Below are 13,608 nucleotides of genomic sequence, written 5' to 3'. Positions count from 1 at the left end.
TCGGTGGGTTCGGCCGTCCGCGAGCACTCACCCAATCTAAATGTCGGTGGCTGGTGCTAAACCAGTAGTTGGAGCGCGACACGCCCCCGGGTGTGATGTGCGACACGCCGAGAAGTTGTCTCGGTGTCGGCCTTACGACCTGGGAATTTCACGAATGTTGTTCAGAACATCTTGTATCTGCTGGCTTTGTCGGCCACTAGGTGTAGTGTTTGACGGACCGACAGGCCCCAACAACTTGAGGGTCGGCCGGGGCCGGAAAAGTCGGTCGGACGGGGATTCGCAGTGATTCTTCGACCTACTGACAACGCGGCCCGGGACGACCGGAGACGCGGGAATTTCAGGGGTTGCCGGGCCGCTGATCCAGATGGGGATATCAGCGGAAAGCGCTACCCCGTCAGTTGCCAGCCACGTTCAGTTCAGCTTCCAGGCGTTCGAAGAGGAGTCGTACCGAGATGACCGTCACCGTGTACACCAAGCCGGCATGTGTGCAGTGCAACGCCACCTACAAGGCGCTGGACAAGGCGGGCATCGCGTACGAGAAGGTCGACATCAGCATCGATGACGAGGCCCGTGAGTACGTGCTGGCGCTCGGTTACCTGCAGGCCCCGGTCGTCGTGACCGACAGCGAGCACTGGTCGGGCTTCCGCCCGGACCGGATCAAGGCGCTCAGCACCGTGGCGGTCACCGCCTAGAAACAACCAACCCGGGGGAGGAGAAGGAACAGTGAGCAATCTCGTCTACTTCTCCAGCGTGTCGGAGAACACCCACCGCTTCGTCCAGAAGCTGGACATCCCGGCCATTCGTATCCCCATTCATGGACGTATCGAAGACGGGGCCATCGAAGAGCCCTACGTCCTGGTGCTCCCGACCTACGGCGGCGGACGGGTCACCCCGGACATCAATGACGGTGGCTACGTCCCGAAGCAGGTCATCGCGTTTCTGAACAATGAACACAACCGGTCGTTGATCCGCGGCGTCATTGCCGCGGGCAACAACAACTTCGGTGCTGAATTCGCCTACGCGGGCAACGTGGTTTCCCGCAAGTGCGGCGTTCCGTACCTCTACCGCTTCGAACTTATGGGAACCCCTGACGACGTCGCTGCCGTCCGTGAGGGGTTGGAACACTTCTGGGAGGAACTGTCGTGCCACCAACCGTCACAGCTGCAGAACCGGTAGCCGCCACCACGCACGCGCTGCCCGGTGAGAGCGACTACCACGCTCTCAACGCGATGCTCAACCTGTACGACGCGGACGGCAAGATCCAGTTCGACAAGGATGTGCTCGCGGCGCGGGAGTACTTCCTGCAGCACGTGAACCAGAACACGGTGTTCTTCCACTCTCAGGACGAGAAGCTCGACTACCTGATCGAGAAGGAGTACTACGAGCGCGAGGTGCTCGACCAGTACAGCCGCAACTTCGTCAAGGGCCTGCTGGACCGGGCGTACGCCAAGAAGTTCCGTTTCCCAACGTTTTTGGGCGCGTTCAAGTACTACACCAGCTACACACTGAAGACGTTCGACGGGAAGCGCTACCTCGAGCGCTTCGAGGACCGCGTCGTGATGGTGGCGCTCACCCTGGCCGCCGGCGATACCGAGCTCGCCGAGAAGCTCGTTGACGAGATCATCGACGGCCGGTTCCAGCCGGCCACCCCGACGTTCCTCAACTCGGGCAAGAAGCAGCGCGGCGAGCCTGTGTCGTGCTTCCTGCTGCGCATCGAGGACAACATGGAGTCCATCGGCCGCTCCATCAACTCGGCGCTGCAGCTGTCCAAGCGCGGCGGCGGAGTTGCGTTGCTGCTCAGCAACATTCGCGAGCACGGCGCGCCGATCAAGAACATCGAGAACCAGTCCTCGGGCGTCATCCCGATCATGAAGCTGCTGGAGGACTCGTTCTCCTACGCCAACCAGCTCGGTGCCCGTCAAGGCGCAGGTGCGGTGTACCTGCACGCGCACCACCCGGACATCTACCGCTTCCTCGACACCAAGCGCGAGAACGCCGACGAGAAGATCCGCATCAAGACGCTCTCGCTGGGCGTCGTCATCCCGGACATCACGTTCGAGCTGGCGAAGAAGAACGAGGACATGTACCTCTTCTCGCCGTACGACGTCGAGAAGGTCTACGGGCTGCCGTTCGCCGACGTCAATGTCACCGAGAAGTACTACGAGATGGTCGACAACGGCGCCATCCGCAAGACGAAGATCAAGGCGCGCGAGTTCTTCCAGACCCTCGCCGAGCTGCAGTTCGAGTCGGGCTATCCGTACATCATGTTCGAGGACACGGTGAACCGGGCCAACCCGATCGACGGCAAGATCACGCACTCGAACCTGTGCTCGGAAATCCTGCAGGTGTCGACGCCGTCGCTGTTCAACGAGGACCTGTCCTACGCCAAGGTCGGCAAGGACATCTCGTGCAACCTGGGCTCGCTGAACATCGCGAAGGCCATGGACTCGCCGGACTTCGCGCAGACCATCGAGGTGTCGATCCGTGCCCTGACCGCGGTATCGGATCAGACGCACATCTGGTCGGTGCCGTCGATCGAGCAGGGCAACAACGACTCGCACGCCATCGGCCTGGGGCAGATGAACCTGCACGGCTACCTGGCCCGTGAGCAGATCTACTACGGCTCCGAAGAGGGCATCGACTTCACCAACATCTACTTCTACACCGTGCTGTTCCATGCGTTGCGCGCCTCGAATCGCATTGCGATCGAACGCGGTTCGAAGTTCGGTGGGTTCGAGAAGTCGAAGTACGCCTCGGGCGAGTTCTTCGACAAGTACACCGAGCAGGCGTGGGTGCCCAGGACCGACAAGGTCCGTCAGATCTTCGCCGACGCCGGCATTCACATTCCGACGCAGGACGATTGGCGTTCGCTGAAGGAATCGGTGCAGGCGCACGGCATCTACAACCAGAACCTGCAGGCCGTTCCGCCGACGGGCTCGATCTCGTACATCAACCACTCGACTTCGTCGATCCACCCGGTGGCGTCGAAGATCGAGATCCGCAAGGAAGGCAAGATCGGCCGCGTTTACTACCCGGCGCCGTACCTGACCAACGACAACCTGGAGTACTACCAGGACGCGTACGAGATCGGCTACGAGAAGATCATCGACACGTACGCCGCGGCCACTCAGCATGTGGACCAAGGACTTTCGCTGACGTTGTTCTTCAAGGACACCGCCACGACGCGTGATGTCAACAAGGCCCAGATCTACGCGTGGCGCAAGGGCATCAAGACGCTGTACTACATCCGGTTGCGCCAGATGGCTCTGGAAGGCACGGCCGTGGAGAATTGCGTCAGTTGCATGTTGTAGTGATTGTTCGCTGACAGCGGGTTTCATGACTGGTAGAACTCCGACCGGAGGCCTGATCTATGGGGTCAGGCTCCGGTCGGAGTCCGTTTATCGCTATGTCGGCCTCACGACGAAGACCGCGCAGGTACGCCTACGGCAGCACTTGAAGGCTGCCGCCGCCGGGACGAAAACGCCGTTCTATGACTGGCTGCGAAAGCAGCAGCGCGAAGATCTGATCGTGGATCCGCTGGACTGGACAGACGGACTCGACGAGCTTGGTGAGGCCGAAATCGCATGGATAGCTCTCCTGCGGCAGGAAGGGCATCGTCTGCTGAACCTCGCGGACGGCGGGCTCGGACCGACGGGTGTTGTGTGGACCGCGGAGATGCGGGAGGCCGCGAGGCTTCGATCGACCGGGCGGAAGGTTCCCAGCCGATTCGGTGAGGAGAATCCGTTCTATCGAAGAGAGCACTCCGCCGAGCAACGGGCGAAGTGGTCGGCCGCACGTAAGGGCACGAACGTAGGTGCTGACAATCCGAATTATGGGAAGTTCGGCGCTGACCACCCCAGTTTCGGTCATGTGATGTCGGAAGAGGCCAAGGCCAAGCTTTCAGAGCAGCGGAAAGGCGCTGGAAACCCCAATTTTGGTCGAAGTGCGAGTGAAGAAACGCGCGCCAAAATGTCAGCGGTCCGAAAAGGCCGGCCTATGCCGTCGAGTCGACGTAGCGCTCATACGAGATACCACACAAACCGGGGAATACAGAAAGACACCTGCCAGTACTGCATTGAAGACTCGGGTCGGCCTGATATCGGCGAAACGACTTGAATAGCACTGGATTTTCTCCGGACTAAGTAACGACGTACCGCTGTCGCACCTGCGGTGTGACAGCGGTAGTGGCTGGTCCGGGCGATCGAGCGGCAAGCCTTCGGGCAAACGCGCCGACTTGTGCCACGGGCTCCTATATTCGGTCTAGTATCCGGACGTGGTCCTGCGCGTCGCGTTTGCTGTAATCCTTGCCGCGGGGTTCGTTTATGGGTGGAACCGGCTCGACCAAATCCCGATTCTCGTGGTCGGACAGCCGACGTCGGTCGGTCCGATCCAGTCCGAGCTCGAAGCGCCGTTCTTCAAGAACCTTGCTGCAAACACAGGACTTCCGATCACCGTGACCTACCAGTCGAACGATGAACTCGGCCTCAAAGACACCTTCCAATTGAAACTCCTGAAAACGGGATCGCTTGATCTGGTGTCACTGCGGATGCCGCAGAACGTGGCGACGGAGCCGACGCTGCTGGGACTCGACCTCGTGGGTTTCACCACTGACGTCTCGAAGGCCCGTGCCGCTGCCCAGGCCTATTCTCCGATCGTCGATGCGCGCATCGACGACAAGTATCACGCGAAGCTGCTCGGCGTTTGGTCGTTCGGCCCGCAGGTCATCTTCTGTGGGAAGCCGGTCACCAAGCTTGCCGATCTCGCAGGCCTCAGGATTCGGGTGCCCAACGACACATTCGCTCCGATGCTCCGGTCGGTAGGTGCTCTCCCCATGGTGATCCCCTTCGAGGACGTCCAGAGCAACCTCCAGAACGGCGCCGTCGACTGCGCGATATCCAGTGCCGCATCGGGCTATTCGGCAGGTTGGGCTGACTACTCGACCCACCTCTATCTGCTCACCTTGGAGTTCGGCGTCAACGCATATGTGATCAGCGACAAAATCTGGGACAAGCTCACCGGCCCGCAACAACGCGTACTGACGGACGCTTTCGCACGTCACGTGGACAACATTTGGGATGAAGCGAAGCGTCTGGACGGCCAGGCGACGGCATGTCTGACCGGTGGACCCTGCCAGCTGGGCCCACCACGGCATCTGATTGCGACAGTTCCATCGGCATCCGACACTGCTGTCGTTGCACAGCGTTTCGACGATGTCACCTTCCGGGAATGGGCGGCCCGCTGCGACGCTGTCAACCCAGGATGTGCAGATCGGTGGCGGGCTGCGGTCGGCCCGGTGGTCTCGGCGAAGCCAGGAAAATAATGAAATTGCATCTGCGAATGGCGCCGAGCCTCGATGTGGCGGCAATGCTGTGTGCCTTGATTTTTGCACTCAACTTCTGTGTCGAAGTGTTGGTGCTGCGGGGCGAAGAGCGGAGCCGTCTGATCCTGCTGGTGGTCCTCGGAATTGTCTTGGCGCTGTGGGCCGGGGCGGAAGTCGCAATGTATGCGCGTGCCGGCAGGAACGGTTCCACTCGCCGAATTCTGGTATTGATCACCATCCAACTTGCAGTCGAGTGCTCGCGACTGGGATTGCTGGTGTGGGCGCCCGATTCCGACGTCAATCGTCCCAACTGGCAGGGACCCCCTGACAGTCGTCTCGAGATCGCATTGTTCCTCGTCTACGTCGTGATCTTCCTTGCGATCCTGCGCGCCATCCTGCGTCTGCATACCGAAGAGCTGCGGCAGATGGCTGTCGTCGACGCGCTGACCGGCGTCTTCAACCGCGGGCACTTGGAGACGCGTTTTCGTGACACCATCGCCCGCGGCGTTCATCCGATCTCGATGCTGCTCATCGACATCGACAACTTCAAGAAAGTCAACGATGTGTACGGCCATCGAGTCGGCGACCTCGTCCTCGTGGAGCTGGCCGCCCTTGTGGCGGAGAACGTGCGCTCGATCGATGCGCTCGGTCGGTGGGGCGGCGAGGAATTCGCGGTATTGCTGCCGGCCTGCTCGGCGTCCGACGCCCATCGTGTGGCCGAAGCCCTCCGAACGCACATCGCCGACCACGATTTCGCCACCGCTGGGTCCGTGACTGCGAGCTTCGGCGTCGCGGAGGCGCAGCCGGGCGAAGAATTCGAGAGTTGGTTCCAGCGCACCGATGCCGCTCTGTACCGAGCGAAGCAGGCGGGTAGAAATGTCATAGAGGTGGACTAACAGGGGGTGCTCGTGAGCACGGTCGGATCGAGCCTGGTCGACCGCAGCGGCCGCCGGTATCCCACTGACCAACCCCGATGGTGCGGTGACGACGGCAGCCCGCTGGTCTTCGAACCGCTGCCGGGCATCGGCCGCGAGCACATCGACACCGCGGTCAACTCGCAGTGGCGTTATCGCGCGGCGCTGCCAAATCCCTTGGCGCACATCGAGCCGGTAACCCTCGGTGAGGGGCGGACACCGCTGATTACCCGGACCGTCGACGGCATCGACGTCCGACTGAAGGTCGAGTCGATGAACCCGACCGGCAGCTTCAAGGACCGCGGCGTCTCGGTGATGACGACCGTCCTCCGCCACCAGGGGATCGACCGGGCTCTCGAGGATTCCAGTGGCAACGGCGGATCCTCGGTCGCGGCGTACTTCGCGGCAGCGGGGATCGAAGCCCACATCCTCGTGCCCGCTGCCACCTCGCCGAACAAGATCGTCCAGAGCCGGTGGCACGGTGCGCATATCGAATTGGTCTCCGGCACCCGGCAGGACGTGGCAGACGAAGCCGTGCGCCGCGCCGAAACAACGTTCTACGCAAGCCACAACTGGCACCCGTACTTCCTGCAGGGCATCAAACTGATCGCCTACGAGATCTGGGAAGACCTCGGATTCCGTGCTCCCACTGCGGTTCTGGTTCCTGCCGGTGCCGGCAGCCTGGTCCTCGGCTGCGCTATCGGATTCGGCGAATTGCACCGAGTCGGTGCGATCGACCATGTGCCACGAATTCTCGTCAGCCAGCCGGAGAGCTGCTGTCCGTTCGTCGCGTCCATCGAGCAGGGCCGGGACGAGGTCGCCGAAAAGCACTGGTCGACGACCGTCGCCGAGGGGACGGCCATCGCGAAGCCGGTGCGGGATCGCGAAGTGCTGCAAGCGATCCGGGGCACCGGAGGGACTGCCGTCGCGGTCCCGGAAGGCGAGTTGCTGCCCGCGGTAGGGGAGCTCGCCAGGACTGGGCTGTTCGTCGAACCCACCAGCGCCCAGGTCCTGCCGGCGCTGCGTCGACTGCTGGCGGCCGGAGAGATCACTGCCGCAGACACGGTCGTCGCAGTGCTTACCGGCTCAGGTCTGAAAGCCGGTCACCTGCTCACGTGACGCCACCGAACCGAAGGTCTGGCCCTTTCAGTGCGCGAAGCTTGATCAGGACCGTCGGATCGTCGCAACCAGGCGACGTGCCGTCCGCACGGCCACACGAGACACCCGGATCAACTGCCTGGGGAGCGGCGTACGCAGGGTGGCGTGCTTGCGGACGTAGTCCGGGACGTGCCACCGGTGGGTGGTACCGGCCTCGAACACCGCGGAATCGCCAGGGCGGAGCCAGATTCCGGTCTCCGGATCGCCGATGCGGACCTCACCGGCGACGATGTGCACCGTCTCCTCGGCGAAGAAGGTCCAGTCGAAGGTTCCGGCCGAGCAGTCCCAGATGTAGAACTCGACTGCCGAGTCGCCACTGGTGTGCCAGCGCCGCGACCGTGCCCGTGGCTGGCCCTCGACGACCCACGACGGATCGATCGGGCTATCCGTCAGGTCGTCGTCGGATGCGCGTGCTGACTGCATGGTGGGGAATCGTAGCGGTGGGCAAGATTCGCCGAGGTCAGTTGTTCGACTACCGGGACACCACGTATTCGGAGGCGCCGTTCTTTTTCTAGGTGGTGGGCTCCATCGCGAAGATCTGCCAGGAGTGCCCGTCGAGGTCGTTGTAGCTGCGGCCGTACATGAAGTCCTCGTCGTCGGTATCGCCCACAGTCGCGCCTGCGGCGATGGCGCCGTCCACGAGCTTGTCCACGCACTCACGGCTGTCGACAGCCAGGCACACGACGCACTCTTTCGTCTTCGACGCATCGGCAGTCTCGGCCGGGTGGAGGGAGTCGAAGACATCGCGCCGCGTCAGCATCGCGAACTGGTTCTCGCCCAGCACCAGCGTTACCGCGTTGTCGCTGCTGAAGGTCTCGTTGAACGAATAGCCGAGGCCGGAGAAGAACTTTCGCGAGCGCGCGACGTCGGCGACGGGCAGGTGGACGAAAATCATGGCGTGCATCAGGGAGCTCCTGTGGTCTGCGGCGCCTGGAGGCCGGCGCCGTCACAGGGATAGACAGCCGGTTCGCGCATAACTCATCGCGTAATCGGCGTTCAGGGGAAGGCGTACTGCACGACGACGGGCGCGTGGTCTGACAGACGCGCGTCGGGTGCGGCTTCCTTGTCGACGGCCACCGATACGGCGGTCCGTGCGAGCCGCGGCGTGGCCAGGTGGTGATCGATGCGCCAGCCCACGTCCTTGACGAACGACTCGCCGGCCCAGCTCCACCAGGACAGCGGCCCGGGGCGATCACCGTGCAGCGTCCGGACCACGTCGACGAGTGTGCGTGGCCCGATCTGCGCGTCGAGCCAGGCGCGTTCCTCGGGAAGGAAGCCCTCCATCTTCTGCGCGGGCCGCCAATTGGTCACGTCGTGCCGAAGATGGGCCAGGTTCAGGTCACCGAGCAGCAGGAACTCCCGGCCCGCCGCGAGCGCCGCCCGGCGGTTGCGGCTCAGCTCGCGCGCGAACGCCCCGAGGAAGCGCATCTTCCGGTCGTACTTGACGCCGCCGTCAGGCAGGTCGCGCATGTTGCCGGGCCGCTGCAGATGCGCGGGCAGGCCCCCCTTCGGCAGGTAGAGGCACGCCACGGTGAGGGGCGCGCCCGCAAGGTCGACCTCGAGATACCGGCCCTCGTTCGCAAACACCCCGAGGCCGCGGGTACGCGGCGGATGCGAGACCCAGGTCCGCACGTCCGACGGTGCGTCGCGCGTCAGGATCGCGACGCCGTTGCGGCCCGGAAGCGAGCCGCAGTCCATTGCGGCGTGATAACCGTCGAACACGCCGACCTGCTCGGGCGGGCAGCGCAGCTCCTGCAGGGCCACCACGTCGAGCTCCCGCCCGGCGAGCCAGGTGTCGAAGCCGCGCCGGCGCGCCGCCCGGATCCCGTTGACGTTGAACGTGGCGACGCCCAGCGGAGGGCGGGAGCTATGCGGGGGCATACCGCTGGCGGGGCCGGCCGGTGGATCCGTACTGCAGGGCCATCGTGAGGGTGCCGGCCCGCACCAGATCCGCGAGGTAGCGCCGTGCGGTCGCCGGCGCGATGCCGACCCGCTGCGCGATATCGTCCGCCAGCAGCGGCTCGCCGGCCTCCCGGAGCGCAGCCACGATGCGGCGTTCGGTCAGCGAGGCGTCATCTCGTTTGGCGGCCGGTCGTTCCGACCGGAGTACTGCGGCGGCCGAATCAACCTGCTCCTGCGTCACGTGTGAGCCATGGAGGATCCGCCGGTATGCCGCGTATGCGGCCAGGCGGCGCGCCAATTCCGTATTCGGAAACGGCTTGATCAGGTACTGCAGGGCACCCGCGGCGAACCCGGCGCGGACGTTGGCTGCCTCGTCCGCCGCGCCCAGGATGAATGAGTCGCAGCGCAGACGGCGCACCAGGTCGATGCCGGAGCCGTCCGGCAGGTAGACGTCGACCAGCGCCAGGTCCACCGGCGCCTTCGCCGCGTCGGCCCGGGCCACGATGGCCTCCGCCTCCGCGATGGTCCGTGCGGAGCCGACGGTCACCAGCCCGGCCATCGTGTCCACCACCGAGGCGTGCAGCGCGGCGACGCGGAAGTCGTCGTCCACCACAAGAACCCGAAGGTCATGCGCCATCGTCGACTACACCTCCCGGAATTGTGGCGAGCACCGTCGTCGGCTCGCCGCTCGTGCCGCCGCGCGCGGCGACGGTGACATCCCCACCATGTCCGCGCGCCACTTGCCGGGCAATGGCCAGACCCATCCCGCGCCCACCCGGCACTGTCGGGTCGGATCGAGTGGTGACCCCTTCCACGAAGGGATCGTCGACCGTGAAGCCGGGTCCGGTATCGGTCACCACGATCACCAGATCATGCCCGTCGCGCAGCAGATCGAGCTCCACCACCGGGACGTGTGTGTCCGGCGCTGTGTTCTCGGCCGCCGCGTCGATGGCGTTGTCGAGCAGATTCCCCACCACGGTGGTGGTGTCCACCGGATGAGCAAGGGCGCCGACCAGCGTGGTCTCATCGCCCACCCGCAGCAGGACCCCGCGTTCATGCGCACGCGCCGCTTTCGCGCCGACGAACGCGCGCAGGTGCGGCTCTTCCAGGCGCTCGAGACCGGGCACCGGCGCCACGCCGTCCCGCCCGGTGATCTCATCCAGATAGGCGAGCGCCTCGGCGGTTCGGCCGTCTCGAAGCAGTCCGGTCACCACGTGCAGGCGATTCGCCCACTCGTGGCGCTGAGCCCGTAACGCCGAGCTCATGGCCTGCACCGAGTCCAGTTCCCGGGTGAGTGCCTCGATGTCGGTGCGGTCCACAGCCGTGAGCACCGTGCCGAGATCAGTACCGTCGCGATGTACACGACGCGATGACACCAGCACCACTCGCTCGTTGACGGCCGCAGCCACCGGGACTGGCGTCGGTTCGGCTGCCACCGCGGATACGCGGGCAGTCAGCCCCAGGTCGGCGATGGGCACGCCGGGTCCGGCGGTGATTCCGAGGAGCTCTCGCGCCCGCTCGTTGATCACCCGGACGATCCCGCCGGCATCGATCGCGACCACGCCCTCCGCTCCCGAATGCAGTACCGCGTTCTGCTCGCGGATCAGCTCGGCCATCTCCTCAGGCTCCAGGCTCAAGGTCAGGCGGCGCCATCGTCTGGTCAGCAGAGCCGAGCCGGTGATCCCCACAGCCAGAGCGATTGCCACGAGCGTGATCAGCAGCGCCAGGCTGCGGTGGGCGGCCTCGGACACGCTGTCCGTCGGTACGCCCACACTTACCAGGCCGACGACGGACCCGTCCGATCCGCGGACCGGTGCCTTTGCCCGGACGGAATCGCCGAGCGTGCCCTGCTGCTGGGTCAGCTCGACCTCACCGCTGAGAACGGCCGACGGATCGGTGCTCACCGGCTGGTCGAGTTGTGACGGGTCGGGGTGGGCGATGCGGTAGCCGGCGTTGTCGGCGATCACCACGAAGAGCACGCCGGTGCGGGCGGCGATGGTCGCGGCCTGCTGCTGGAGCGGGGACGCTGCCAACTCCGCCGCGGAGGCGGGATGTCCGGCGCGGCGTGCCGCCGATTGCGCGGCTGCGGCGGCGCGGACCTCTGGATCAGAGGCCACGGTCTCCGCGATGGCCTGCGCGCGGCGGGCGAATTCCGCCCGGGTTTCTGTGTCGGTGCGGTGGATGATGATGCCGAAGCCGGCGGCCAGGCTGGCTGCCACGATGGCCATTTGCAGGATCAGGATCTGCGTGCGCAGTCTGATCTTCGGCATGGTCATTGCAGGCTAGTCCGCCGGCCGCCGCTCGGTGGGTCAGAGCGGGATCTGGCCGAGTGCGATGCCCACCACGAGCATGGCCAGTGAGACCACCGCTGCCCGCCACAGCACCTTCTTGTGATGGTCGGCCAGACCCACACCGGCGAGCGCGACCAGCAGAAGGATCGCCGGGACCAGCGGGCTCTGCATGTGGAACGGCTGGCCGGTGATCGAGGCCCGGGCCATTTCGGCTGCGCTGATGCCGTAGTGGCCCGCGGTCTCCGACAGCACCGGCAGGATGCCGAAATAGAAGGCGTCGTTGGACATCAGGAACGTGAACGGAATGGACAGGACGCCGGTGATCACGGCCAGGTGCGGACCCATCGAGTCGGGGATGATGCTGGTGACCCAGGTGGCCACCGCCTCGACCATGCCGGTGCCCTTGAACACGCCCGTCAGTACGGCCGCAGCCAGCACCATGCCCACCACCGACACGATCGACGACGAATGGCGGGTGATCGCGGCCTGCTGCTCGGCCACCTGCGGGAAGTTCACCATCAGGGCCACCGCGGCGGCGATCATGAACAGCACGGGGATGGGCAGGATGTCCAGGGTGAGCACCGCGAGCAGCGCGATGGTGATGGTTGCGTTGAACCACAACAGCTTTGGCCGCGCGAACTCTCCCGAGATGGCGCCCGAATCGTCGGCGGCACCCTCGAAGGCTTCGCCCCCGGCGCCGGTGGCCGCGTGGGTGTCCGGACCGAGGCCGATGCCGCCGCCCGCCGTTGCCAGCACACTGTCGCCGGCCAGAACCCGCTCGCGCACCACGATCGAGCCGATGCGCTTGCGCTCCATGAGCCCGAGGTGCCACGCGAAGGCCAGAGCGATGGCGATGCCGACGATCAGCGACGGGATCATCGGGACGAAAACCTCGGAGGGGGAAATCTTGAGCGCGGCTGCTGCGCGGGCCGTGGGACCGCCCCAGGGCACGATGTTCATGGTGCCGTTCGCCAATCCGGCGACCACCGTGAGCACCACCGGGCTCACCCCGAGTTTGAGGTAGAGGGGGAGCAGCGCGGAGACCGTGATGATGAAGGTGGTCGAGCCGTCACCGTCGAGAGAGACGATTGCCGCCAGCACGCCGGTGCCCAGCACCAGCCGCGCCGGATCGTGGCCCACCACGCGGATCACGGTGCGGATGACCGGGTCGAACAGTCCGACGTCGATCATGATGCCGAAGAACACGATTGCGAAGAACAGCATCGCGGCGGTGGGCGCCAAGTCTTTGATGCCGTCGGTGATCATTTTCCCGATCTTGGTGCCCGCGCCGGCGAGCAAGCCGAAGACCACGGGGACGGCGATCAACGCCACGATCGGTGTGGCGCGTTTGGTCATGATGACCACCATGAAGGCGGCGACCATGGTCAGACCGAGGGCTACCAGCATCAGTGCTCTCCTGGATGTGTGATGGGGGCTACATCAGAAGAGTCGGTGTAGTGGGCATCACAACACGAGCTTGTACGCATTAGTCGGGCTTTTGTGCGTTTTGCTCGGTGCTGCCACCCGGCCGTTCGGCGGACCGGTGTATCCCCCGATCGGTGGGAGAGCGGTTCCACCGGTGAACCGTCTGATCGGGGGAGTCTCAAAAGTCGCCAGTCGCGGAATAGTTGTCGGTGTCAGGGAGATGGTTCAAACCGGCTCTCACATAACAACATTCACGTACAGGAGACGCCATGAAGATCACGACGGCTCGTATCGCCGCTGCAGGAACGGGAATTGCCGCCGCGCTGTCCTTCGCCGCCATCGCCCACGCAGGGACCATGCCGGTCACTCATCCCGGCGAGCCGACCGTCGCGATGACGATCACCAACCATTCTGTCGCTAGTCTGAACTGTTGTATAGGAGTCCGACAATCCAGGGGAATTCACCTGTTCGCGGGGTCAAACTGCCCATGCTGGGCGACACAACAGTAGCTTGGCGCGTACGCTCGACAACCGTTGGGCGTCGGCCGTGCCGGTCAGCCTGCTGCAATTACGTTTGAGGTTTGGCGTTTGTTACCGGG

General features: G+C 64.6%; 14 protein-coding genes. 8 read left to right on the top strand and 6 right to left on the bottom strand.

The features are described from left to right. The first annotated feature begins 452 nt into the window (after window positions 1-452). From nrdH to EB75_RS20585, 7 genes are all read left to right on the top strand, one after another. Window positions 453-692, top strand: a complete 240-nt coding sequence (gene nrdH, locus EB75_RS20615) for a glutaredoxin-like protein NrdH (protein WP_020104016.1) — start codon at window positions 453-455, stop codon at window positions 690-692. A 31-nt stretch (window positions 693-723) separates the two neighbouring features. Beyond that, complete coding sequence (nrdI, locus tag EB75_RS20610) at window positions 724-1,176, top strand: class Ib ribonucleoside-diphosphate reductase assembly flavoprotein NrdI (protein ID WP_073697126.1); 453 nt, start codon at window positions 724-726, stop codon at window positions 1,174-1,176. After that, window positions 1,143-3,311 carry a class 1b ribonucleoside-diphosphate reductase subunit alpha gene (gene nrdE, locus EB75_RS20605; RefSeq protein WP_073697125.1) on the top strand — a complete coding sequence of 723 codons (2,169 nt, stop codon included), beginning with the start codon at window positions 1,143-1,145 and terminating at the stop codon, window positions 3,309-3,311. The genes nrdI and nrdE overlap by 34 nt, the downstream gene beginning before the upstream one ends. A gap of 142 nt (window positions 3,312-3,453) precedes the next feature. Continuing rightward, window positions 3,454-4,116, top strand: a complete 663-nt coding sequence (locus tag EB75_RS20600; RefSeq protein ID WP_286150269.1) for an NUMOD3 domain-containing DNA-binding protein — start codon at window positions 3,454-3,456, stop codon at window positions 4,114-4,116. Between the two features lie 157 nt (window positions 4,117-4,273). Beyond that, window positions 4,274-5,320, top strand: coding sequence for a TRAP transporter substrate-binding protein DctP (dctP, locus tag EB75_RS20595; protein WP_073697123.1), 1,047 nt, complete (start codon window positions 4,274-4,276; stop codon window positions 5,318-5,320). Beyond that, entirely contained in the window at window positions 5,320-6,216 is an 897-nt protein-coding gene (locus tag EB75_RS20590) for a GGDEF domain-containing protein (protein ID WP_073697122.1), read from the top strand. The genes dctP and EB75_RS20590 overlap by 1 nt, the downstream gene beginning before the upstream one ends. Window positions 6,217-6,228: 12 nt before the next feature. After that, window positions 6,229-7,353 (top strand): threonine synthase, encoded by a 1,125-nt coding sequence (locus EB75_RS20585; RefSeq protein WP_073697135.1) that lies wholly within the window; start codon window positions 6,229-6,231, stop codon window positions 7,351-7,353. 45 nt (window positions 7,354-7,398) lie between these two features. On the opposite strand, the gene EB75_RS20580 is transcribed toward EB75_RS20585, so the two are convergent. The 6 genes from EB75_RS20580 to EB75_RS20555 form a co-directional block, all read right to left on the bottom strand. Next, entirely contained in the window at window positions 7,399-7,815 is a 417-nt protein-coding gene (locus EB75_RS20580; protein WP_073697121.1) for a cupin domain-containing protein, read from the bottom strand. An 88-nt stretch (window positions 7,816-7,903) separates the two neighbouring features. After that, window positions 7,904-8,296, bottom strand: a complete 393-nt coding sequence (locus EB75_RS20575) for a VOC family protein (RefSeq protein WP_073697120.1) — start codon at window positions 8,294-8,296, stop codon at window positions 7,904-7,906. 92 nt (window positions 8,297-8,388) lie between these two features. After that, the gene (locus tag EB75_RS20570) at window positions 8,389-9,273 is read right to left on the bottom strand and encodes an exodeoxyribonuclease III (protein ID WP_073697119.1); all 885 of its coding nucleotides are present in this window, start codon (window positions 9,271-9,273) and stop codon (window positions 8,389-8,391) included. Next, on the bottom strand, window positions 9,260-9,931 hold the full coding sequence (locus tag EB75_RS20565; protein ID WP_073697118.1) for a response regulator transcription factor: 672 nt from the start codon (window positions 9,929-9,931) through the stop codon (window positions 9,260-9,262). Before EB75_RS20565 ends, EB75_RS20570 begins: the two co-directional genes overlap by 14 nt. Next, complete coding sequence (locus tag EB75_RS20560; protein WP_083612468.1) at window positions 9,921-11,564, bottom strand: sensor histidine kinase; 1,644 nt, start codon at window positions 11,562-11,564, stop codon at window positions 9,921-9,923. The genes EB75_RS20565 and EB75_RS20560 overlap by 11 nt, the downstream gene beginning before the upstream one ends. Before the next feature lie 39 nt (window positions 11,565-11,603). Continuing rightward, window positions 11,604-12,992, bottom strand: a complete 1,389-nt coding sequence (locus EB75_RS20555) for a CitMHS family transporter (protein WP_073697117.1) — start codon at window positions 12,990-12,992, stop codon at window positions 11,604-11,606. 287 nt (window positions 12,993-13,279) lie between these two features. On the opposite strand from EB75_RS20555, the gene EB75_RS20550 reads away from it, so the two are divergent. Beyond that, the gene (locus tag EB75_RS20550) at window positions 13,280-13,519 is read left to right on the top strand and encodes a hypothetical protein (protein ID WP_073697116.1); all 240 of its coding nucleotides are present in this window, start codon (window positions 13,280-13,282) and stop codon (window positions 13,517-13,519) included. Window positions 13,520-13,608 lie beyond the last annotated feature (89 nt).

The organism is Mycobacterium sp. ST-F2, assembly GCF_001905655.1.
Taxonomy (GTDB): domain Bacteria; phylum Actinomycetota; class Actinomycetes; order Mycobacteriales; family Mycobacteriaceae; genus Mycobacterium.
The sequence above is the reverse complement of the archived record's forward strand: the minus strand, read 5'-3'. Positions and strand labels throughout refer to the sequence as shown.